The 21050-nt window shown below is 72.0% G+C and carries 17 protein-coding genes and 1 pseudogene; 3 read left to right on the top strand and 15 right to left on the bottom strand.

What is annotated here, in order from left to right; all coding sequences use genetic code 11:
* Positions 1 to 161 precede the first annotated feature (161 nt).
* The gene (locus tag AB0761_RS36120; protein WP_377273503.1) at positions 162 to 284 is read left to right on the top strand and encodes a hypothetical protein; all 123 of its coding nucleotides are present in this window, start codon (positions 162 to 164) and stop codon (positions 282 to 284) included.
* A 738-nt stretch (positions 285 to 1022) separates the two neighbouring features.
* Here the strand turns inward: AB0761_RS36120 and AB0761_RS36115 are convergent.
* From AB0761_RS36115 to AB0761_RS36045, 15 genes and pseudogenes are all read right to left on the bottom strand, one after another.
* Positions 1023 to 1361, bottom strand: a complete 339-nt coding sequence (locus AB0761_RS36115) for an RNA polymerase-binding protein RbpA (protein WP_377273502.1) — start codon at positions 1359 to 1361, stop codon at positions 1023 to 1025.
* A gap of 166 nt (positions 1362 to 1527) precedes the next feature.
* Positions 1528 to 2505 carry a sugar kinase gene (locus tag AB0761_RS36110; RefSeq protein ID WP_377273501.1) on the bottom strand — a complete coding sequence of 326 codons (978 nt, stop codon included), beginning with the start codon at positions 2503 to 2505 and terminating at the stop codon, positions 1528 to 1530.
* A complete protein-coding gene (locus AB0761_RS36105) occupies positions 2502 to 2831 on the bottom strand; it encodes a hypothetical protein (protein ID WP_377273500.1) in 330 nt (109 codons plus the stop codon). Before AB0761_RS36105 ends, AB0761_RS36110 begins: the two co-directional genes overlap by 4 nt.
* The gene (locus AB0761_RS36100; protein ID WP_377273499.1) at positions 2828 to 3463 is read right to left on the bottom strand and encodes a bifunctional 4-hydroxy-2-oxoglutarate aldolase/2-dehydro-3-deoxy-phosphogluconate aldolase; all 636 of its coding nucleotides are present in this window, start codon (positions 3461 to 3463) and stop codon (positions 2828 to 2830) included. Before AB0761_RS36100 ends, AB0761_RS36105 begins: the two co-directional genes overlap by 4 nt.
* A 27-nt stretch (positions 3464 to 3490) precedes the next feature.
* Positions 3491 to 3817 carry a hypothetical protein gene (locus AB0761_RS36095; RefSeq protein ID WP_377273498.1) on the bottom strand — a complete coding sequence of 109 codons (327 nt, stop codon included), beginning with the start codon at positions 3815 to 3817 and terminating at the stop codon, positions 3491 to 3493.
* Between the two features lie 465 nt (positions 3818 to 4282).
* A complete protein-coding gene (gene dgoD / locus AB0761_RS36090; RefSeq protein ID WP_377273497.1) occupies positions 4283 to 5428 on the bottom strand; it encodes a galactonate dehydratase in 1146 nt (381 codons plus the stop codon).
* The gene (locus tag AB0761_RS36085; protein ID WP_377273496.1) at positions 5425 to 6186 is read right to left on the bottom strand and encodes a FadR/GntR family transcriptional regulator; all 762 of its coding nucleotides are present in this window, start codon (positions 6184 to 6186) and stop codon (positions 5425 to 5427) included. Before AB0761_RS36085 ends, dgoD begins: the two co-directional genes overlap by 4 nt.
* A 49-nt stretch (positions 6187 to 6235) precedes the next feature.
* A complete protein-coding gene (locus tag AB0761_RS36080; RefSeq protein WP_377273495.1) occupies positions 6236 to 6994 on the bottom strand; it encodes an SDR family NAD(P)-dependent oxidoreductase in 759 nt (252 codons plus the stop codon).
* Positions 6995 to 7047: 53 nt separating this feature from the next.
* The gene (locus tag AB0761_RS36075; protein WP_377273494.1) at positions 7048 to 9159 is read right to left on the bottom strand and encodes an alpha-galactosidase; all 2112 of its coding nucleotides are present in this window, start codon (positions 9157 to 9159) and stop codon (positions 7048 to 7050) included.
* Positions 9156 to 10085 carry a carbohydrate ABC transporter permease gene (locus AB0761_RS36070; RefSeq protein ID WP_377273493.1) on the bottom strand — a complete coding sequence of 310 codons (930 nt, stop codon included), beginning with the start codon at positions 10083 to 10085 and terminating at the stop codon, positions 9156 to 9158. Before AB0761_RS36070 ends, AB0761_RS36075 begins: the two co-directional genes overlap by 4 nt.
* Entirely contained in the window at positions 10085 to 10939 is an 855-nt protein-coding gene (locus AB0761_RS36065; protein ID WP_377273492.1) for a carbohydrate ABC transporter permease, read from the bottom strand. Before AB0761_RS36065 ends, AB0761_RS36070 begins: the two co-directional genes overlap by 1 nt.
* Positions 10940 to 10983: 44 nt before the next feature.
* A pseudogene (locus AB0761_RS36060) lies at positions 10984 to 12275 on the bottom strand (ABC transporter substrate-binding protein).
* A 286-nt stretch (positions 12276 to 12561) separates the two neighbouring features.
* Positions 12562 to 14673: a glycoside hydrolase family 27 protein gene (locus AB0761_RS36055; RefSeq protein ID WP_377273491.1), complete on the bottom strand. Its 2112-nt coding sequence runs from the start codon at positions 14671 to 14673 to the stop codon at positions 12562 to 12564.
* A gap of 527 nt (positions 14674 to 15200) precedes the next feature.
* Positions 15201 to 16748 carry a Na+/H+ antiporter gene (locus AB0761_RS36050; RefSeq protein WP_377273490.1) on the bottom strand — a complete coding sequence of 516 codons (1548 nt, stop codon included), beginning with the start codon at positions 16746 to 16748 and terminating at the stop codon, positions 15201 to 15203.
* A gap of 272 nt (positions 16749 to 17020) precedes the next feature.
* Complete coding sequence (locus AB0761_RS36045; RefSeq protein ID WP_377273489.1) at positions 17021 to 18598, bottom strand: penicillin-binding transpeptidase domain-containing protein; 1578 nt, start codon at positions 18596 to 18598, stop codon at positions 17021 to 17023.
* A gap of 335 nt (positions 18599 to 18933) precedes the next feature.
* On the opposite strand from AB0761_RS36045, the gene AB0761_RS36040 reads away from it, so the two are divergent.
* Positions 18934 to 19797, top strand: a complete 864-nt coding sequence (locus AB0761_RS36040) for a LysR family transcriptional regulator (protein WP_377273488.1) — start codon at positions 18934 to 18936, stop codon at positions 19795 to 19797.
* Positions 19798 to 19823: 26 nt separating this feature from the next.
* A complete protein-coding gene (locus AB0761_RS36035; protein WP_377273487.1) occupies positions 19824 to 20744 on the top strand; it encodes a serine hydrolase in 921 nt (306 codons plus the stop codon).
* Positions 20745 to 21050: the final 306 nt, after the last annotated feature.

Here is a 21050-nt window from a genome sequence, read left to right as displayed (position 1 = left end):
TCCGGGCAGTGCCCGGACCGGAAAAGTGCGCACACCCTGGCCCGCCAGCGTATCCACGATCTGTCAGCGCAGCGGGACTTCGCCGGAAACCCCCCGGAAGGCGCGCCATGGCCCCACCGCCGACCGCACTCTGGCGTTCGGCCCGCCCTGAGGAGACCGCCATGCGTACCACACCAACCCGCACCACCTCCCGCGCCTGGCGCATGCAGCTCATCGGTCGGATCGCGGCCGGCGCCGCCGCCGGCGCCGCCCGCGCCCTGGTCGGCTGGCTGCTGAACCACTGAACATCCGCCCCATGGACGGACGCGCCGCACGATCACCAACCCGGTGGCCGCCTGCTGGATGGGCGGCCACCGGACACGTGTCGCCACGGCCCGTGCCGCGCACCGACAAGAGGCCGCGTTCCTCGTCGATGTCCCACTCCCCCAGCTGCGCGCCGGCCGTGCCCCAGCCCGCCGACGTCGACGCCTTCTGCGTTCGCACCCTCGCCGCCTCGGCCCGCCGGCGTATGTGGTTGATCGGCTGCCGCTTGGGCCGGCTCGAAGGACGCGCGGGTTTCCCGCCCACCGGCAACAGTGGCTCCAGCCAGGCCCATTGCTCGCCTGGCGCAGATCTCCACGCCTCGCGCCCGGGACACAACAGACCTTGAGGGACAGGCGGCCCCACCTGCGCTCCGGGACGTTGCGGCTCTGTACGGCCTCGCCGGCCCGGCCGGTGTCGCGCCACGTCGGCGAACGTCGGGCCGAGGTCGTCCACCTGCGGATCGCCCTTGTGCTGCTCGGCCAGCCGCAGCAGTCACACCACGTCGACGAATTGGAGCCGTCCGTCACGCGGAGCTCCCGTGGGCGCGGCCGTCCAGGTCGGCGGGGGCGCGCGGCCTTGACCCGCTTCCCCACTTCGCTGGCAGGCTGGCCTGCGCTACGCCCAATCACCGACAGGATGCCGCCGCATTCGGCGCGGGCAGCAGCACCGGCGGACCCGGTCGGCCAGGGCCGCGCCCGCCTGCAGCAACCCTGCTGCTGTCAGATGTTTCCGCGCAGCCTGGCCAGTGCCTCGTTGAGGAGGATCTCGCCCTCCTCCTGGCTGCGGCGCTGCCGGACGTAGCCCATGTGCGTCATGTAGGGGGCGTTGCTGATCGCGGAGGGGATGTTGTCGGGGTCCGGGCCGGCGGGGAGACCGCACTTCGCGCAGTCCCAGACCTCCGGGACCACTGCCTCGACCGCGAAGCTGAGCTGGCTGTGGTGGCCGTTGCCGCACCAGAACGACGCCACGACGCGAGGGGCAAGGTCTCCGCGCTCCGGCTCCCCCAGCGGCCCCGAACCGATCCGCGCGCCCTTGATACCACTACGTCCCTGTGCCACGTTCGCTCTCCTCGGCCACGATCTCCACGCCTCGGATGTGCATGGGAAGGGCTAGCCTACGGCCATCGGTCGGCGAAGCGGTCCTCGACCCCACCAAAATGCCCAGCGGGGGGCAGACGACGCTCGGCCGCTGCTCGATCCGGCGGCAGATCGCGGCGCCAGACCGTCAGCCGATCCTGGCGACATACCAGGCCTCCTGCTCGGCATCCAGGAGCGAGGCGACCACCGCGGGGTCGGGCAGCGGGCCGCGGTCGGCGGCAACCCGCAGGGCCGAGGCTGCGGTCAGATGGCCGAGTCTCAGGGCCCGCTCCACGGGCATCTCTCGCAGCAGACCCGCGAGGAATCCGGCGGCGAAGGCGTCACCGGCGCCGACCGGTTCCATCACGTCCACGGTGAGGGCGGGCACCCTGTGGACCTCCGGCCCGGCGAAGGCCGTGGCGGCGTGGGCCCCGTCCTTGACGACGAGGACGTGCGGGCCGGGCAGGAGGTCGCGCACTGCGCGGGCATCGGTCAGTCCGTCCCCCCACAGGGCCTGGGCCTCGTCGAGGCCGACGAGGACGATGTCCGCCCGGTCGGCGAGCGGCCGCAGGACGTCGGCGGCGGAACGCCCGGTCCACAGCGCGGGCCTGTGGTTGACGTCGAAGCTGACCGGCCACGGGCGGTCGGGGCGCAGCGCCCGCTCGACGAGGTCGTGGCAGCCGGGTGACAGTGCGGGGGTGATGCCGCTGAGGTGGAGGAGCGCCGCTCCTGTCACCGCGGGGTCGTCGAGCACGTCGGGGGTCAGGGCCGAGGCGGCAGATCCACGACGGTGGTAGTGGACGCGGGTGCCGTGCGCGCCCGGGTCCTTCAGCAGCAGTCCGGTGGGTCGCTCCGGGTCGGTGCGGACGCCGCTGACGTCGACGCCGCCGTGGGCGATCCGCTCCCGGATCCGACGGCCGAAGGGGTCATCGCCCACCGCGGAGACCCAGCGGGCCGGTATGCCGTGGTCGGCGAGGTAGAGCGCGACGTTCGACTCGGCACCCGCGATGTCGACGCGCAGCAGGTCGGCGTCGTCCAGCGGGCTGAGGGGTTCGGGGGCGAGGGCGGCCATGGTCTCGCCGAGGCAGACCACGGGGCCGGGGCACAGTGGCCGGGGGGTGCTCATGGCGACTTCCTGAGGTATGGCTGCAGGGGCGGGGTCCGCAAGCGGGCCGGACATGCCGGACGACCGAGGGCGGTCTCGACGCCTCCGGTGGGGTCGACGCGGCAGATGCCGGTGTCCGCCGCCGCGATCCGGTGGCCCGGGCTGTCTGTGGTCGGCGCCACTGTGCCCATCGGGCAGGGCAGTTGGGCGGTCGGGGCGGGCGCCGCGGTGGGTGCGGCGAGGAGCCGGCCGGTGAGGATGTCGGTGAGGACGGCGCGGTCGTCGGTCCAGCGAATTCCCTCGCCGAGTTCGAGACGGTCGGCGGCGAGGACCGTGGATGCGGTCACGGGTGGACCTTGGTGCGGACGACGTCCAGGAAGGCGCGGGCACGCTCGCGCAGGGCGGTGATGCTGCCGCCCGCGGCGGCGTCGCCGATCAGCGGCGATCCGACGCCGACGGCCGTGGCGCCGTCGCGCAGATAGGCGGCGGCGGCCGTGGCGTCCACTCCCCCGACGGGTACGAAGGGAAGGTCGGGGAAGGGGCCGCGCAGATCCCGCAGATAGCCGGGGCCGCCTGCGCTGCCGGCGGGGAAGAGCTTGAGTGCGTCGGCGCCGAGGCGTCGTGCCTGGACGATGTCGGTGGGGGTCAGCACGCCCGCGAGGACCGGGAGTCCGAGCTCCCGTCCGGTGGCGATGCCGTCGCTGACGGCGGGGGTGACCAGGAAGGCCGCTCCGGCCTTCTGCGCGGCCCGGGCGTCGTCGGCGGACAGGACGGTTCCGGCGCCGAGCGTCGCGTCGGGGCCGAGCGCGGCACGGGCCCGGGCGATGACGTCGAGCGCGTCGCGCCCGGTGAGGGAGACCTCGATGAGGGTGACGCCCTCTTCGGCGAGGGTGAGCACGGTGGTCAGCGCCGCGTCCGGGTCGTTGCCGCGGACGATGGCGAGCAGTCGGCGGGTGCGCAGTGCGGCGAGCAGGTCCATCCGACATCCCTTCTGGTGGTGGGCGGTTCAGGGGCGGCGGGTCGCGGTCACCGTGAGCCGCCAGGCGGCCGTGCCGGACGGGGGCACGACGGCCGTGTCGCCGTCGCCGGCCGCTGCGCGGTCGAAGACGCGGCCGAGCATCGGCTCGACGCCGACGGAGCGGTACGGCGCGTCCTGGGGGAAGCCGCGCAGGTTGCGCCAGAGCGCGACCGCCACGGGCTGGCCCTGGGCCTCGAGGGACAGGTGCAGCGTGTCGGCACCGTCGTGGACGACACACCCGCGGGGCGAGGACGACCGCTCCGACGGCGGTCCCGTCGTCCGGGCCGAGCCGGTCCAGCGGGATGCCGTCGACACACGGCCAGTCGCCGCCGGACCAGCGGTCGCCCTCGTCGGGGTAGAGCCGGGCCGTCGCCGGTCCGGCGATGGTGATCCAGGCGGCCGGGGAGAGGTCCAGCAGGGCGTGGGCGGCCCACACGAAGCGGTAGCCGGGTTCGGCGGTCAGCGTGTAGTCGGCGACGACGGCCCCCGTCCCGGTGTCGAGGTGCCGGGTGAGGCGGAAGTCGGGGCAGTCCACGACGTCCTGGTCACCGGCCCGGTGCCATGGCCGTGACCAGGCGTCCCCGTGGTCGGGGAGTCCGCGCACGGTGGGCACGCACTCCTCCAGTCCGCCGGCGTCGGCGAAGGCGTCACCGGGCCGGACCAGGGGGCGGCGGGGCTCGTCGCGGTGCCACAGCCATTCACGGCCACCGGCCGTCAGCGACGTCCAGCGCCCGCCGTGGTCCGGGTCGGTGACCAGGGACAGCGGCAGGACGGTGTCGCTCACCATTCGGCGAAGGAGCCGTCGGCGTGGCGCCAGACGGGGTTGCGCCAGGCGTGCCCGGCGCAGTCGGCGGCGCGGACGGCGGCCTCGTCGACGGCGATGCCGAGCCCGGGCAGTTCGGTGCGGAGCGCCTGGCCGTCGACGAAGCGGAAGGGCTCGGTGTCGACCAGGTAGGACAGCAGGTCTGCGTCCTTGTTGTAGTGGATGCCCCGGCTCTGCTCCTGGATGAGGAAGTTGGGGGTGGCGAAGGCGACCTGGAGGCTGGCGGCCAGCGCGATGGGACCGAGCGGGCAGTGCGGTGCCAGGTGGGCCCCGAAGGTGTCGGCGAGCGAGGCGATCCGGGTGACCTCCGATATGCCGCCGGCGTGCGAGAGGTCCGGCTGGGCCACCGCGATGCCCGCGGTGAGCGCGGGGAGGAAGTCGGCCCGCCCGTAGAGCCGTTCACCGGTGGCGAGCGGCACGGACGATGCTCCGACCAGCCCGGGGAGCAGATGCGTCTGCTCGGGCAGGACGGGTTCCTCGACGAACAGCGGGTGGAGCGGGGCGATCTCATGGAGCACCCGGCGTGCGTTGGCCGCGCTGAACCGGCCGTGGAAGTCGACGGCGACGTCCCGGTGCGGGCCCAGGGCCTCACGCGCGGCGGCGACCCTTTCGACGACTGCGGCGGTCTCGGCAGGGCTGCCGATCGGCGGGGTGCGTCCGGCGGCGTTCATCTTGACGGCCGTGAAGCCCGCCTCGACCTGCGCGGTGACCTCCTCCCTGAGCCGGTCGGGCTCGTCCCCGCCGACCCAGGCGTAGACGCGGACGGTGTCGCGCACGGGCCCGCCGAGCAGGGTGTGCACCGGCACGCCGAGGGAGCGGCCGGCGATGTCCCACAAGGCCTGGTCGATACCGGCGACGGCACTGGAGAGGACGGGGCCGCCCCGGTAGAAGCCGCCCTTGGTGAGCACCTGCCAGTGGTCCTGGATCCGCAGCGGGTCCTGGCCCACCAGGTACTCGGCCAGTACCTCGACGGCGGCCCGCACCGCCTCTGCCCGGCCTTCCACCACCGGTTCGCCCCAGCCGACGACGCCGTCGTCGGTCTCGATGCGGCAGAACAGCCAGCGGGGCGGGACGAGAAAGGTCTCGACGCGCGCGATCTTCACTGTGCCTGGCCGTCCTTCTGTTCGGTGGAGCCGTCCGCGCCCTCGGGCGCGTCGGAGCTGCTGATCTTGTCGAGGTCGCGGGTCGCCTGGTCGAGCAGCGCCCGCATGGCCCGCTCGGCGGCGTCGGGGTCCCGGTCGCGCACGGCGTCGAGGACGGCGCGGTGGCTGGGGACCGGGTCCTCGCTGTGCGGGGCGCTGTGCACAAGCTGGTCGCGCAGGGCCAGGCCCGACTCGATGACCATCTCCATGCGTTCCAGCAGTTCGTTGTGGGTGGCCGCGAGCAGCGCCCGGTGGAAGGCGAGGTCGGCCTGCACGGCGTGGTTGGCGCCGGCCTCCTGCCCTATCGCCGTCAGCGCCGCCTCCAACGCCTCCAGGTCGGTCCCGGTGCGGCGCTGCGCGGCGAGCCGTACGGCGGCGGGTTCGATGATGCCGCGGACCTCGCCGAGGTTGCGCAGCAGCGCGGGGTCGACACCGGTGCCGCTGCTCTCGGCGAACTGCCAGCGCAGCACGTCCGCGTCGAGCAGGTTCCAGTCGGACCGGGGCCGGACGAAGGTGCCGCGCTTCTGCCGGGCGTCGACCATGCCCTTGGCCGCGAGGACCTTCAGCGATTCGCGCAGAGCCGTCAGGCTGACGTCCAGCTCGGTCTGCAGGGCCGCCATGTCGAGCGTCGCTCCTTCGGGGATCTGACCGCTGAGCACCCTGCGGGCGAGGGCCTCCACGGTCTGGCCGTGCACTCCGCGGCGCGCGTATGGCGTCATCTCTTTGCCTTTCTTGCTGGTGGGTCGGGGGCTGGAGCGGTGGGCTCCGTCAGGCGGAGTCCTTGGAGACGCTCCAGCCGCCGTCCACGAGCAGGCTCGATCCGGTGATGTAGGAGGCCTCGTCGGCGGCGAGGAAGGCGACAGCGGCGGCGACTTCCTCGGGGGTGCCGAAGCGGCGGGCCGTGGTCCCGGCGACGCTGAGTTCGCGGTCGGCCGGGGAGACCCTGTCCCAGGCGGCGGTCAGGATCGGTCCGGGCAGTACCGCGTTGACGCGGACGTCCGGTCCGTACTCGACGGCGAGCTGGCCGCAGAGCGACAGCAGGGCGCCCTTGCTCGCCGCATACGCCGGGTGACCGGGGATGCCCCGGTGGGCGTGGACGGAGGAGACGAGGACGACGGCTCCCTGGTGCTCGCGCAGGTCCGGCAGTACCGCCTTGACGCCCAGGAAGGCTCCGGTGAGGTTGACCGAGAGCTGCCGTTCCCAGGAGGCGAGGCTGGTCTCGTGGGCCGGCGCCACCGCCACCGTGTAGGCGTTGCTCACCAGGACACCCACCGGCCCCAAGCCGTGAGCGGCCGTCATCACCCGCTGCCAGTCGTCCTCGCTGGCGACGTCCGCGGCGACGAACAGGGCGCGGGCCCCGTCCTTGCGCAGCCGCTCGGCCGTCTCCTCGCCGCGTTCGGCGGCGATGTCGACGAGGACGACGGCCGCGCCCTCGGCAGCCAGGCGGGTCGCGCAGGCCGCGCCGATGCCCGACGCGGCGCCGGTGACGACGGCGACGCGGTTGGTGAAGCGGGCCGCTGGGTTCATGGGTGGGTCGTCTCCTGTTCGAGAGGAAGTCGGGGCAGATTCTTCCGCTGTCGTCACTGCCGGGCCAGTACGGTCAGCTCCGCGTCGTGTCCCGCGGTCCAGGCGAACGGCAGCCCCGAGTGGAGCAGATAGGCGCCGCTGTAACGGGTGCCGGTGGCGGTGTCGGCGTAGACGGCGTCCGGCGCAAGGCCACGCAGGCGGAGCCGGGCGGGCCGGCCGGGCACCAGGGGCGCGCCGTCCAGCGGGCCGGTGTTCCACACCGTCACCACCAGGCGGTCACCGCCGGGTTCCTGGTACTGGATGCCGCAGGTCGGGTCGGCGGGGCTGCCCAGCAGGTGGACCTCGCCGTGGTGCACGACATCGCGGACCTCCTTGTAGCGGGCGATCCACCGCGCCGCCTCGGCGCGCTGCTCCGGCGTCCAGTGGCGGATGTCGGCGCCGATGCCGAGGACACCAGCGATGGAGTTGACGAAGCGGAAGGCGAGCGAGCGGGGCCTCGGGTCGAAGACGCCGGGGGCGTCGGTGACCCAGGAGCTCATGGTGTGCGGGGCGTGCGCGTGGAGATAGCCGTACTGGATGCGCAGCCGGTCCATGGGCGCGGTGTTGTCGCTGGGCCACACCACATCGGTGCGGGCGATGGTGGCGTGCTCGACGCGGGCGCCGCCGCCCGCGCAGCCCTCGACGGTGACGTGCGGGTGGGCGTTGCGCAGGTGGTCCAGGACGCGGTGGTAGCCGGCGACGTGGGCGGCGTCGAGGTCCTGCCGCTCGGGGTCGGCGCCGGCCGGGTGGCCGGGGCGGCCGCGCTCGGTGGGCGGCCGGTTCATGTCCCACTTGAGATAGCTGATGGCGTGGGAGCCGAGCAGCCGGTCGAGGGTGCCGATCACGAAGTCCTGGACGTCCTCGCGGCCGAGGTCGAGCAGCAGCTGGTTGCGGACCAGCGTGGCGGGGCGGCCGTCGATCCGGTACACCCACTCGGGGTGCTCGGCGTAGAGCCTGGAGCGGGGGCTGATGCCCTCGGGCTCCACCCACAGGCCGAAGTCCAGACCGAGGGCCCGGACGTCCTCGACGAACCGGTCGAAACCGCCGGGGAACTCGGCCGGGTCCGGGTCCCAGTCGCCGAGGCCGCCGGTGTCGTCGGGGCGGCCGGTGAACCAGCCGTCGTCGACGACGAAGAGTTCGGCGCCGAGCTCCGCGGCCACCTTGGCGAGTTCCAGCTGCCCGGCGGCGTCGACGTCGAAGCCGGTGGCCTCCCACGAGTTGTAGAGGACCTTGCGGGGCCGGTCGATGCGCTCGCCGGTCAGCTGCCGCTCGTAGCGGTGCCAGACCCGGGCCAGACCGTCGAGCCCGTCCGGGCTGAAGGCGCAGGCCAGCCGGGGTGTGACCAGGGTGGCGCCGGGGGCGAGGCGGACGGCGCCCTCGTGCGGGACGCGTCCGGCGCGGACCCGTACGGCGCCGCCGGGTTCGGCGTCGGCGGTGATCCGCCAGTTGCCGGACCACTCCAGGGCGATGCCGTAGGTGGGGGTGTCGCCCTCGGCGGGGGCGGCGGCGTCCTGGACGGCGAGCCAGGGGTGGTAGGCGTGGCCCGCCGAGCCCTGGGTGCTCTCCATCTCGAAGCGCCCGCGGTCCAGTTCCACGTTCTTGAGCTGGAACTCCTGGGACCACTGGCCGGCCAGGTAGGTCAGCCGGGCACCGCCCTGGACGGGGACATTGACGGCGGCGGAGTCGAAGCGCTCCAGGCGCACCTCGTCCTCGCCGGTGCAAGTGAGCTCCGTCCAGCGCAGGACGACGTCGGTGCCCGGCACCGTCTCGTAGCACAGCGTGGTGCGCAGGCCGAGGAGGTCGTCGGCGAACTCCAGGCGCAGCGCACGGTCGCCTTCCTGCGTGGCGCCGGTGAACCGCCACCAGCTGCCGCGGTCGCCGCCGGGACGGGAGGCGACCAGGTCGGCGCCGGTGAAGGGGCGCAACCCGAGGGGGATGTACTCGGCCGGGGCGGCGTCGGCGCGGGTGATGAAGTGGGTGCGGCGCGACCAGTCCAAGGGCGGCGGCCCGTCCTCGGCGCCGTGCGGGCCCCAGGCGGCGAGTTCGGCCCAGCGTCCGTCGCCGCCGAGGGTGACCACGTAGCTGGTGGTGTCGGTGCGCAGCAGCCACCGGTCGTGCGCGGTCACTTCACGGCTCCGAGGTTGAGTCCGGCCACGAAGTGGCGCTGGAAGCGGAGGAAGACAGCCACCGTCGGGGCGGCGGCGATCACCGAACCGGCAGCGATGACGTTCCACATGGACACGTACTGGCCCTGCAGTCCGATGAGCGAGGCGGTGATGGGCATCTGGGTGTCGGTGCGCAGCACGGTGATGGCCCACAGCAGGTCGTTGAAGATCCAGGTGAAGGACAGCGCACTCAGCGCGGCCAGCGCCGGGCGGGCCAGCGGCATGATGACCCGCCAGTAGATCTGCCAGGGGCCCGCGCCGTCGATGACGGCGGCCTGCTGGATCTCACCGGGGATCGCCCGCATGAAGCCGTGCAGCACAAAGACGTAGAAGCCGACGCCGAATCCGACCTGCACGCCGATCAGGGCGTACAGCTGGTCGTAGATGCCGAGCACCTCGCTGAGCTTGGAGACCGGGATCAGCAGGATCTGCGGGGGCAGCAGATTGCCGCCGAGCATGATCAGCAGCAGCACGCGCCGCAGCGGCAGGTCGTAGCGGCTGAGCGCAAAGGCGGCCATGGAGGCGAGCCCGAGCGAGATCAGCACGGTGGGGACGGTGACCAGCATGCTGTTGATGAGGGCGCGCTGCTGGCCGCCGTCGACCCACGCCTGCCGGAAGCTGTCGAAGGTGAACGAGTGCGGCCAGCTGCCGACGCCGTGCGCGGCGATGTCGTCGAACGTCCGGGTGCTGGTGATGAGCACCAGGGCGATGGGCAGCAGCCACAGCGCGGACAGCAGGCTCGCGGTCAGGTGGAAGCCGGTCGTGCGCAGCGCGCGGCCGCGCAGTGCGGGACGCCGCGCTGCGGTCGGGGCCTCGCCGGCCCGGCCCGCACGGCCGGCCGGACCGTCGGCGTCCTTGAGGTCTGCGGTGGTGTGGGTGGCGGTCATCAGTCGGCCTCCCGGAAGGCGCGCACGAGGTAGCTGGCGATGACACCGAAGGCCAGCACGAAGATGACCACGGCGAGCGCGGAGCCGTATCCCAGGCGCAGGGACTGGAACGCGGTGGAGTACATATAGGTGCTCAGCAGTTCGGAGGAGTGGTACGGGCCGCCTCGGGTGAGCGCCCACACCACGTCGAAGGAGCGCAGCGAGTCGATGACGATCACCGACAGGACGACCGCGTTGACGCTGCGCAGCTGCGGCAGCGTGATGTGCCGGAACTGCTGCCAGCGGGTGGCGCCGTCGACCTTGGCCGCCTCGTAGAGGACGGGGTCGATGCCCTTGAGGCCGGCCAGGTACAGCACCATCACATAGCCGACCTGGCGCCACAGCGCGGGGATGATCACCGCATAGAAGGCGGTGTCCTGGTCGGCGAGCCAGGCGTGCTTCCAGCTGCCGAGGCCGATGCCCCCGAGGACGTTGTTGATCAGGCCGTCCGGCTGGTACATGGCCTGCCACACCAGTGCCGTGGCGACCAGCGAGAAGACGACCGGCAGGAAGAGCGCGGCCCGGTAGAAGCCGACGCCTCGCCGCTCCTGCTGGAGGAGCAGCGCGGCACCGAGCCCGAGGCCGGCCGACAGCCCCCCGAAGAGCAGCAGCCACAGCACCGTGTTGATCGCGGCGGTGCGGAAGACCGTGTCGTGCACCATCTCGCTGAAGTTGCCGAGGCCGACGAACTTGGGGGCGGCCAGCCCGTCCCAGGAGGTCAGGGAGAGGTAGAACCCCTGGAGGGCCGGCCAGAAGACCCAGAACGCCTCGGCGAGCAGCGGGACGAGGACGAAGGCCAGGACCACGGGGGGCACCCGCGTGGCCCTGGACCGACGTGTAGAGCCGATCAACGCCATGGTTACTGGCTCCAGATCTGCTGTGCGCTGCGCTGCCAGGTGGTGAGGATGGAGCCGATCTCCTTGGGCTTGGCCAGGTAGTGCACCAGCGCCGTGTCGGCGGTCGGCTGGAGCGCGTCGCTGGAGTCCCGGTTGAAGAACTGGGTGACGTCGGCGGCGCTCTCGATGAGTTTGCGGCCCTTGAGGACGAGCGGGGTGCCGCTGTCCTTGGCGTCCGGGTGGGTGGGCAGCGTGGTGCCGGAGGAGCTCTTGAGGTAGAGCTCCTGCGCCTCGGCGGTGGCCAGGTAGCGCAGCAGTTCCTTGGCCTCGTCGGCACGCTTGGTTCGGGCGCTGGCGAAGTAGCCGTCGGTGGGCGCCTCCTCGGCGACCGGCACCTTGGCGTCGATGATCGGGAACTGGAAGAAGTCCAGGTCGCCCAGGGCGTCCTTGGGCGCGGCGTCGGCGAAGAAGGTGCCGATGAGCATCATGCCGGTGCGGCCCTGGAGGAGGGCGGTGGTGGCATCCTGGAAGGGGATCGCCGTGCCGTTGGGGTCGAAGAACGGACGCGCCTGCTCCCAGGTGTCGAAGACCTTGCGGACCTCGGGGTCGTCGAAGCGGTGCTTGCCCGCGAGAAGTTCGCGGTGGTAGGCGGCGCCGTTGACGCGGATGTTGAGGTAGTCGAACCAGGCGGAGGCGACCCACGGGGTGTCGCCGCCTGCGCCGAGGCCGATCGGGGCGACGCCCTTGCTCTTGAGCTTGTCGCACAGGTCGAGGACTCGTCCCAGGACTTGGGCTCCTGGACGCCCCACTTGGCGAAGTTGGACTTCCGGTAGAACATGCCCCACCAGTAGTAGCTGGTGGGTACAAAGACCTTCTTGCCGCTGGACGCCGAGGTGCACAGCTTCTTCAGGGCGTCGGAGTAGCCGGAGAGTTCGGGTCCGGCCCAGATGTCGTCCAGGCCGAGGAGCAGGTCCTTCTTGGCGTAGGACTCGGCGACCGAGCCGGGGTACCAGGTGTAGATGTCCGGCGGGTTGGCGGAGGTGAGGTAGGTCGGCAGCTGGGTGCGGAAGGTCTCCGACGCGACCGTGTTGAGCTGCGCCTTGGCGCCCCCGCGCTTGTCGAAGGCGGCGACGATCGACTGCATCGCGGTCTTGGCCTGCGGGGAGGAGAGGTTGGACTGCAGGGTCACCGGGCCGCCGGACTTTCCTCCGGAGGCAGCCGGGCTCTGGGTGACGCAGCTGCTGAGCAGTGCGCTGGTACCGACGGCGCCTGCTCCTACGAGGAATCTGCGGCGGCTGGCGTTGAAGGCGGTCATCTGTGCACTCCTAATGTGCCCACGGAACGGAGCTGTGGCCCCCTGACGGCCCGGCTCTGGGCGCGGCAGGCTCAGCCTGTCGCAGAGGTCCGTTCGCCGTCAAGATTAATTACTAATTTATTTTGCGGAGGGTGTGCCCCGGGCTGAACAAGGCCTCGGGGCACACCAGTTGGCACCGGAAGGCGCCGGGTCGTGCGGATCGTCGTACAGGTCGCCGTACAGGTCGCCGTACGGGTCGACTCAGGTGAAACGGGGTGGAGCGGGGTGAGGCTGGATCACGCCCGGCTCAGAGCGCGGCCTGGTGGACGCGGCCGTCCACCCCGCGGAAGGCGACGAGCACGCCCCCGTCCGGGCCGGCGACACCGCCGAGAGCATCGTCGAAGGCACCGCTGACGAAGTCGGCGTCCTTGCTCCAGCCGGCCCAGCCGCCGCCAGCGGTCCAACTGCGCTGCCAGAGCGTGTAGTCACCGGCACGCGCATACAGGTGCACCGTGCCGCCGGAGGCGACCAGGGTGGGGCTGCCGCTGATCGTGCCGCCGAGCGCCGTCCAGTCCGACCAGGCACCGGAGGCGTCACGGGTCCGCGACCACACCGAGTCGTCGGAGGTGCGCACGGCCACATGCAGCCGGCCCGCGTCGTCGACGACAGCCGACGGGCGGCCGGTGAACGGCCGGTCCTGCGGGGCGCCCAGCGAGGTCCAGCCGGAGGCCGGGCCGCGCGACCACAGCTTGCCGTCCGCGCCGCGGGCGACCAGCGTCCAGTCGTCCGGGCCCGCAAAGGCCGCGGTCGGCGCATCCGTCAGCGTGCCGCCCAGGCTCTGCCAGCGGCCCCAGTGCCCGTCTGCGTACACCCGCCGATAGGCGGTGTCCTCGGTGCCGCGCACGAAGACGTCGATACGGCCGCCGGCGGAGGCGTAGGCAGCGGGCTGGCCGAGGATGCGACCGCCGGTCGGGCCGCCCAGATCGGTGGTCCCTGCCTTGGACCAGTCACCCCCGCGCGCGGTCTGCGCCCGCAGCGACCCGTCCGTGCCGCGGGTGAAGACGGTCAGGGTGTCGCCGTCGCGCACCAGCGCCGGGCTCGCCGAGGAACGGCCGGGCAGCTGTGCGCCCGGGGCGTCGTCGGTGCCGGTCAGCTTGAGGAAGGCGGTGCCGTGCGCGGGGACGTGCACCGTGTACGAGCCGCTGAAACTGCCCCGCGAGGTACGGGCCCGCAGGTCACGCACCTCGACCTTGCCCGTCAGGCCCGCGTCGGCGAAGGTGACCGTACGGTCCTGGGCCTGGTCGGAGCGGTTGAGCAGGACGACCGCCCGCCTGCCCGCCCCCTGGAGCACCTTGCTGTAGACGTCGCCGACGGAGTCGGTCGCCACGCGGACGCCCTGGATACCCAGCGGGTCCTGGTCGACGCCGACGATCTCGGGGTTGCGCAGGGTGTCGATCATCGACTGCGGCAGCGTGCGCGGGTCACTGCCGAGCATCAGCGGCGAGGCCATCTCGGCCCACATCACCAACTGTGTGGTGGACTCCTCCTCGTTCAGCTCATAGCCGCCCTCGGCGAGCTTGCGCATGGGGATGAGGTAGTCCGGGTCGTTCCAGTGCCCGGGGCCCTGGGCTTCGGGGTGCCAGGCGTTGGCGTCCATGTTGCGCAGGATGTTCGGCCACTCCCCCGCCGTCGGGGTGCCCCAGGCGATGTCGGTGCCGGTGCGCCAGGAGTCCGCGATGGCGGGCCCGTAGACGAAGGTGTTGTGCGCGTCCTGCTCGGGGGTGTGCGGCATGCCCCAGTCGTCGGTGAGCGGGTTGCACAGGTTGAGCAGCATCTTCCGGCCGGACTTGGCGACGGCGTCGCTGAACTCCTTGAACGCCGTGCCGGGGTCGAGCCCGGCGCCGATACCGCAGAGGAAGTCCGCCTTGATGGCGTCGACCTTCCACCCGGCGAACTGGCGGGCGTCCTGCTCGTAGTGGCCGCGGCTGCCGAGCCCGCACCATGTGCCACCGTCGTACTCGCCCGCGTCGGTGTAGATGCCGGCCCTGAGGCCGCGCTGGTGCAGATAGCTCACCAGCGCGGGGATGCCGGAGGGGAACCGGGTGGGGTTGGCCACCAGTTGGCCCGTCTGCGGGTCGCGCGGCTGATCGGCCTGCCAACCGCCGTCCAGCCAGACGATGTTGTAGCCGCTGTCGCGCAGCCCGCTGCTGACGAGGTAGTCGGCGACCTTCTTGACCTGGTCCTCGGTAGGGGCTCCGAGCCCGTAGTAGGTGTTCCATCCCATGTACGGCGTGGGGGCGAGGCCGCTGTCCTGGTACGGCGGGGCGCCCTGGTCGTCGGCGGCGTGTGCCACCGGGACCACCGACCCGACCAGCACCACGGCGCCGAGCGTCACTGCGGCCCGCCGCAGTCGCGCCATCCCTGCACGATGCGAAGTCACTCAGTTCTCCCAAGAGTTGGGGGTACCGGGCACCTCACTCCGGTCGTACCGGGCGCCGGTGCCACGGCGGTTACTGTGACCGAGCCCCCCAACCGTGTCAATATTAATTGCTAATTAACTTAAAAACGCGCTCCTGAGGCCTGCTGAGGGCACCTCGGGACCCGGTTGCGAAGGTGCGGTGATGCTCCGCCCCGGACTCGACCGACCGTCAGGCGGGCCGATACACCCCGCCGGCTCCCCACAACCTGGCGGACCACCAGGTCGGGCAGAGCGCTCCAGCACAGTGCGCCCGTACCGCCCCAGAACGGTTGAGCGGCTCGTGACCTGCGACGACGCCCCCTGGGCAGGAGGGCGCATCCGACTCGGCACCGAGGCTCCCGGTGGGGGTTCACGCACGTGCACAAGGTCGGTAAGGCCGCCTGAAACCCCGGCCGTGCCCATCGGCCGGGCCCGGGCCCGGGCCGGGGCCGGGGCCGGGGCCGGGGCCGGGGCCGACGGGCGCGGGCTCACCTCATACCGAGTGCGGCTTCCTCGCGGTCGAGGTCGTGCTGGAGGCTCCTTCGGGTGGCGTCACTGATCCGGTGCTCGTTGTAGAGCCGGTGCAGCTCGGCGTTCTGCACGGCGATCACCTCGTGGCGCAGCTCGCGGTAGGCGGCGTCGACGGTGCCGCCGGCCGGGCCGTCGACGCTGTGGTCGAGGCGGGCGCTGAGGCCGCGCCGGACCCGGTCGATCACGGCCTCTGGCATGACCTCCAGCGTGGCGAGCTCTTCGACGCGGGTGAGTGCGGCGTGGTTGAGGGTGTCGCGGGCCTCGGCCTCCTCGCGCGCGGTGTGCTCCGGTTCCAGTGCCAGGCCGGAGCGGTTGACCACCGCGGCCAGGCTCAGTCCCTGGACGACCAGGGTGAACACCACCACCGCCGTGGTCAGCACCAGCACCAGCGGGCGCCCGGCCAGCGCGGTGCCGTCGCTCGCGACGAGCGGGATCGACAGGGCTGCGGCCAGCGGCATCACACCGCGGGTACCGGCCCAGGTCACCACCCCGGCCACTCGCCAGGACATCTGACCCGGGAAGGGCTTGACCGCCCGGGTCACCGGCAGCGTCGACAGCACCCGCACGGCGATCAGCACCGCGGCCAGGGCCAGGGCCTGCAACGGCCACCAGCCGCTGCCTGCGGGCAGGCCCCGCACCAACGCGGGCAGCTCCAGTCCGACGATGCTGAACACCACGCTCTCCAGGATGAACACCACCACCGCGTACACCGCGTGCAACTGCAGGCGGATATGGGCGTCGGTGAGGTGGTGGCCGGTCCGGCCGAGCAGCACTCCGGCGACGACGACGGAGGTGATGCCGGAAGTGTGCCCGGCCTCCGCCACCACATACGCCGCGTACGGGGTGACCAGGGCGATCACGGTCTCCAGCACCGGGTCCGTCGTACGGCGGCGGATCAGCCACACCAGCCCGGCCACGGCGGCGCCGATCAGGCTGCCGCCACCGCCGAGCAGCAGGAACTCCCCGCCCGCCCCGAGCAGGCTCACCGAGCCGCCCGCCGCCACCGCGACACCGACGGCGACCTTGAACAGCACCAGCGACGTGGCGTCGTTGAACAGGCTCTCCGCCTGTACCAGGACCTGGACCCGCCCCGGCAGCGCGAGTCGGCGGCCGAGCGCGGTGACCGCCACCGGGTCGGTGGAGGCGAGTACGGCACCGAGAACGAACGCCATCGCGGGCGGCAGTCCGGTCACCGCCACCGCCGCGTAACCCACCGCGGCCGCAGAGGCGAAAACCAGCCCGAAGGCCAGGATCGTCACCGGCTTCCAGACCGTGCGCAGGTCGCGCAGCGACAGCTCCTCGGCGGAGGCGTACAGCAGTGGGGGAAGCACCACCAGTGCGATCGCCTGTGGTGGGATGTGCAGCGCGGGCACGCCGGGTATCAGGGCCACCCCGAGGCCGGCCAGGACCAGCAGTGAGGGAGCGGGCACGCGCCAGCGCCGGGCGAAGGTGGCCACGGCGGTGGCCAGGACCACCAGGAGGAGGACGATCCCCACAGCGTGCATCTGCGAAAAACCTCACCACGACGAGCGGGGTCGCTGCGGCCTGTCGCTGCAGTCGCCCCCCGAGCCGACCAGGCTTCCCGGCACACCGAGAGTAACTTTATCGTGTTTCTCATGGGTCCGGGCCGACCGGCAAGCAGCGCCCGATGCCACTGGCCGCACCTGTGCAGGCCCCACATACCCGGCTGCCCGGACATGCACCTCACCTCCGACCCTCAGCTCATCCGCCACATCCGATTGCCGTCCGCGTAACCGCCGTCACCCCTGCGGCCGGGTCAGCCGGCGGTCAGCAGATCGCGTACGGCCCAGCCGGCCGAGTCCACTCCGCTGCTCCCGCCCTGCACGACGGCCGCGACGGCCAGGTGGCGGTCGTAGGCGACGAACCAGCCGTTGGTGCCCGTACCGACCTCTGCCGTGCCGGTCTTGGCGCCGCCGTCGATGCCGGACATCCGGGGTGCGGCCGTGCCGGACTGCGCGGTCACCCGCATCATCGAGCGCACCGCGGCGGCGGTCGACGCGGAGATCGGCCGCGCCGCCGCCGTCTGCGGGAGGCCGGGGAGAAGGATCGGCTGGTGGAAGGCTCCCTGGGCGATGGTGGCCGTGACGGAGGCCATCGCCAGGGGGTTGGCGATGATATGCCCCTGCCCGATCGCGTCGCCGGCGCGCTCATTGCGGTTGTCCGCCGGGTCGGGGATCTTGGCGTCCACGGTGCCGACTCCGACCTGCCAGTCGCCGTCGAGCCCGAAGACGTCGTCCGCCTCGTCCTTCAGGTCCGTCATGCCGAGGTGGTCGGCCATCCGGATGAAGGCACTGTTGCAGGACATGGCGAAGTCCTGCGTCATGTTCGAGCCCGTGGCGGACTCGTTGTCGACGTTGTGGAAGATCTGCCCGTTGATCATCACGGTCCGCGTGCAGGTCGACGGGCTGGACGGCGTCAGCCCGCCCCTGTCGATCAGTGCCGCGGCGGTGATCAGCTTCATCGTGGAGCCGGGGGCCAGGGCGCCGGAGAGCGCCATGGTGCCGGAGGTGTCGGCGATCGCCTTGATATGGCCGGTGGCCTGGTCGATGGCCACCAGCGCAGTGGGCTTGCCCGTGTTGTGGCGGTCGCGCACTGCTCGCTCGGCCGCGGCCTGAAGGCGGGCGTCGATCGTGGTGCGCAGCGGTGACGTCTTGGGCTGGGTGATCGTCTTCAGGACGCGCGCCGGGGTGCCGTCGGCGTTCTGTATCTCGATGCCGGTGCCGGGACTGCCCTTGGGCGGGTGCTTGGCGGTGAGGCCGGCGATCACCCTGGCCAGCGAAGGGTAGGCGGAGCTGCTCAGCGGGGTGCCGTCCGCGGCGGTCAGGGCGGCCTCAGTGGCCGGGATCGCCGCTGTGGCAAGCCTCTGGCTGTTGCGGAGCCCCGGGTACAGCACGCTGTTCTGCCAGCGCACCGTGGGTCCACCGTCGGAGCGGCGGACCTCGAGCGAACCGTCGTAGGACCAGGTGGTGTGCCCCGCGGCGACCAGTACGTCGGCGTGGTAGTCGACGACGACGTCGTCGGGGTGGGTCGGATCGTTGGCGGTGGCCTGCGACACCTGGGTGAACGTCAGTGAGCTCACGCCGAGGTCCTTGAGATAGCTCTGCAGTGCCTGCGCGGACGTCTGCGGGCTGTCCGTGTCGCGCGATGCGTCGTCGAGGTGGCCCGTGGCCCAGGAGTTCAGAAACCCCTTGGCGAGGGAGACCGCGTTGCGCGGCGTCGGCGCCCCGTCACCGCTGTTCACCGCCCCGGAACCGCTCCCAAAAATGCCGCGCGCAACGTTCACGACGGCGTAGGCGCCGAGCCCTGCCACCACCAGCGCAGCAACGGCGATCACCGCCACCGCCACCCTCGAAGGGCGCCGTCGTCCGCGCCTGTACCCCGTCGAGTCCATCCTGCTTCCCTCCCGTGATGACGTGCCGGTCACGACACCCTTGCCAGGTGCCTCCCGTATGACCTGCACCCGGATCCGCCCGACCCGTCCCCGCGGCCGACCGGGTGGGGGAAGCGGTACCCGAGGTGCTCCCCCACCCGGCTCGGTGCGACGGCGGGGTCGGGGGGATCCCAGCCTGTGCACGCCTCACGAGTGAATAACGGGTCCCGTGGCATGTCGAATATGCTCTGACTCACCGTACGATTTACATCCGATATAGCTGCAGTTCAGGAGGGTCGTTGCTGACGGAGAGGCACCTGGAAATCTTTGTCGCGCTGGCGGAGGAAGAGCACTTCGGCGCGGCCGCACAGCGCGTGGGCATCACCCAGCCGCCGCTGTCGCAGGGCCTGCGCCGACTGGAGGCGCTGCTCGGCGTGCGGTTGTTCGACCGCAGCCAAGGGGTCGCCCTCACTGAAGAGGGCGCACTGCTGCTCCCCCACGCCCGCGCGGCTCTCGCCTCTCTCACGGAGTTGCGGGCGGCCGGGGCCCGTGAGCAGGCAGGCGGCCGCCGGATCCGACTCGGCCTGGCCCCGGAGGTGCCCAGGTGGCTGGTGGCGGATCTGGCCGCCGCACCGGCCCGGGCGGGCGTCGGGTCCCGGATCGGCGTGGCCACGGAACCGACCGCCACGCTGCTGTCCCAGATCGCGAAAGGCAGACTCGATGTGGCGGTGACCGTGCATCCGGCCGTCCTGGACGGACTGTCCGCCGGACCGGTCACGCTCTTCCCGACCTGGATCCTGTCCCCGGCCGGCCACACGGCAGGAAGATCCCGGCAGCTGCCGTTCGCGGTGCGTCCACGGGAGGAGTCGCCGGCGGCCTACGACCTGTTCATCGACGCGCTGGCCAGCCGCGGACGGCGGGTGGAGACGGTCGTGGTACCGGACGAGCGCGCCGGGCTGGCTCTCGTGGCGGCGGGCCAGACCGTACTGGTCACCGCCGACCACACCCTGACCGGTGCGGGCGTCGAACGGCGGGAAGCGACCGACCCGGCCCTGCCTCTGCGCCTACGGGTGGTCTGGGATGACCGCGGCTTGGGCGCGCGGGAAGCCGCTGAGGCTGCCCGGCTGTTGATGGAGACCCTCACGCGGAAGGCGGCGCAGTGAGTCAGGTGGGAGGATCGAGGAGCGGGGTGGAACGGATCATTCGCGGCATGTTCGCGGATGCCGGGGTCCGCGGCTGGCTCCATGTGGCAGACGTGCACCGGCCGTCGGCGCAGGTGACGATCGATGCGGACGACATACCGGTGCCGGTGGGATCCCTCTACAAGGTGCCTGTGATGGCCGCGTTCTGCCGGCTCGTGGACGCCGGAGCGATCGACCCACGCCGACGGGTGGCCCTGGAACGCGCGGACCACGTCCCCGGCACCACCGGCATCTCGATCCTGCACGACCCGGTCTCCGTGTCGCTGCGCGACCTGGTCACCCTCATGATGACCATCTCCGACAACACGGCCGGCGACACCGTGCTGCGTCACGTCGGTGGCGCCGCGGTCGACGGGCTCTGCCGCGATCTCGGCATGCCCGACACGCACATCCTGGCGGGGACGGCGGGAACTCTGGCGCAGCTGGTCGCCGACACCGAAGCACAGTCGCTGGACGATGCTCTGACCCACATCGCGGACAACGACGCCACCATCCCCACCGGCGTCTACAACCCCCTCTCGAAGGCCTCCAGCACACCCGCGGACATGGCACGACTGCTGCACGCGATCTGGACCGACCAGGCCGCCTCCGCCGAGGGCTGTGCGTTCATGCGCGACGTCATGGGACGGGAGGTGTGGGGGCACCGGCTCGCCTCCGGATTTCCCCATGACGACGTAAAGGTGTCCGGAAAGACCGGAACCTTCGGCGCGATGCGGCACGAGGCAGGAGTCGTCGAACTCGCCGACGGCAGCACCTACACCGCCGTCGTGTTCACGCACGCCGCCCGAGCCGACCGTAAGCTGCCGCGTGCCGACACCGTCATCGGCAAGGTGGCACGCGCCGCGATCGAGGAACTGTGGGGGACCCAGGACACAACGAGCCACGACGCATGGCCAGGCGCACGCTGAGACGGTCAGTCACTGTCGCGCACTCGGCGGCGGCGCCTGCACGTGCTGCCGCCGCCGAGAGTGTACGAGCCGTGCTTCAGGAGCGGGAGAACGCCGCTGCGTCGTGGCGTTCGAGAACCGGACGCGGGCGATGGGCTGCATCATTCCGGGCCTCGGGCGAGTCGGCATTCCCCCGGACTGAACCGACGCTGAAGATCTGATGGGCGAGGTGGCCTGCCAGGCCTCCGGCCGTCATCCCGACCAAGGCGCCGGCCCCCTCCCGCGCTGCCCCGACTTCCCTACCGGCCAGTGGGGTTGCAGGCGGTG

Source organism: Peterkaempfera podocarpi (assembly GCF_042466665.1).
GTDB lineage: Bacteria > Actinomycetota > Actinomycetes > Streptomycetales > Streptomycetaceae > Peterkaempfera > Peterkaempfera podocarpi.
Note: the sequence above shows the minus strand (reverse complement) of the source record. Positions and strands in the feature narration are given on the sequence as shown.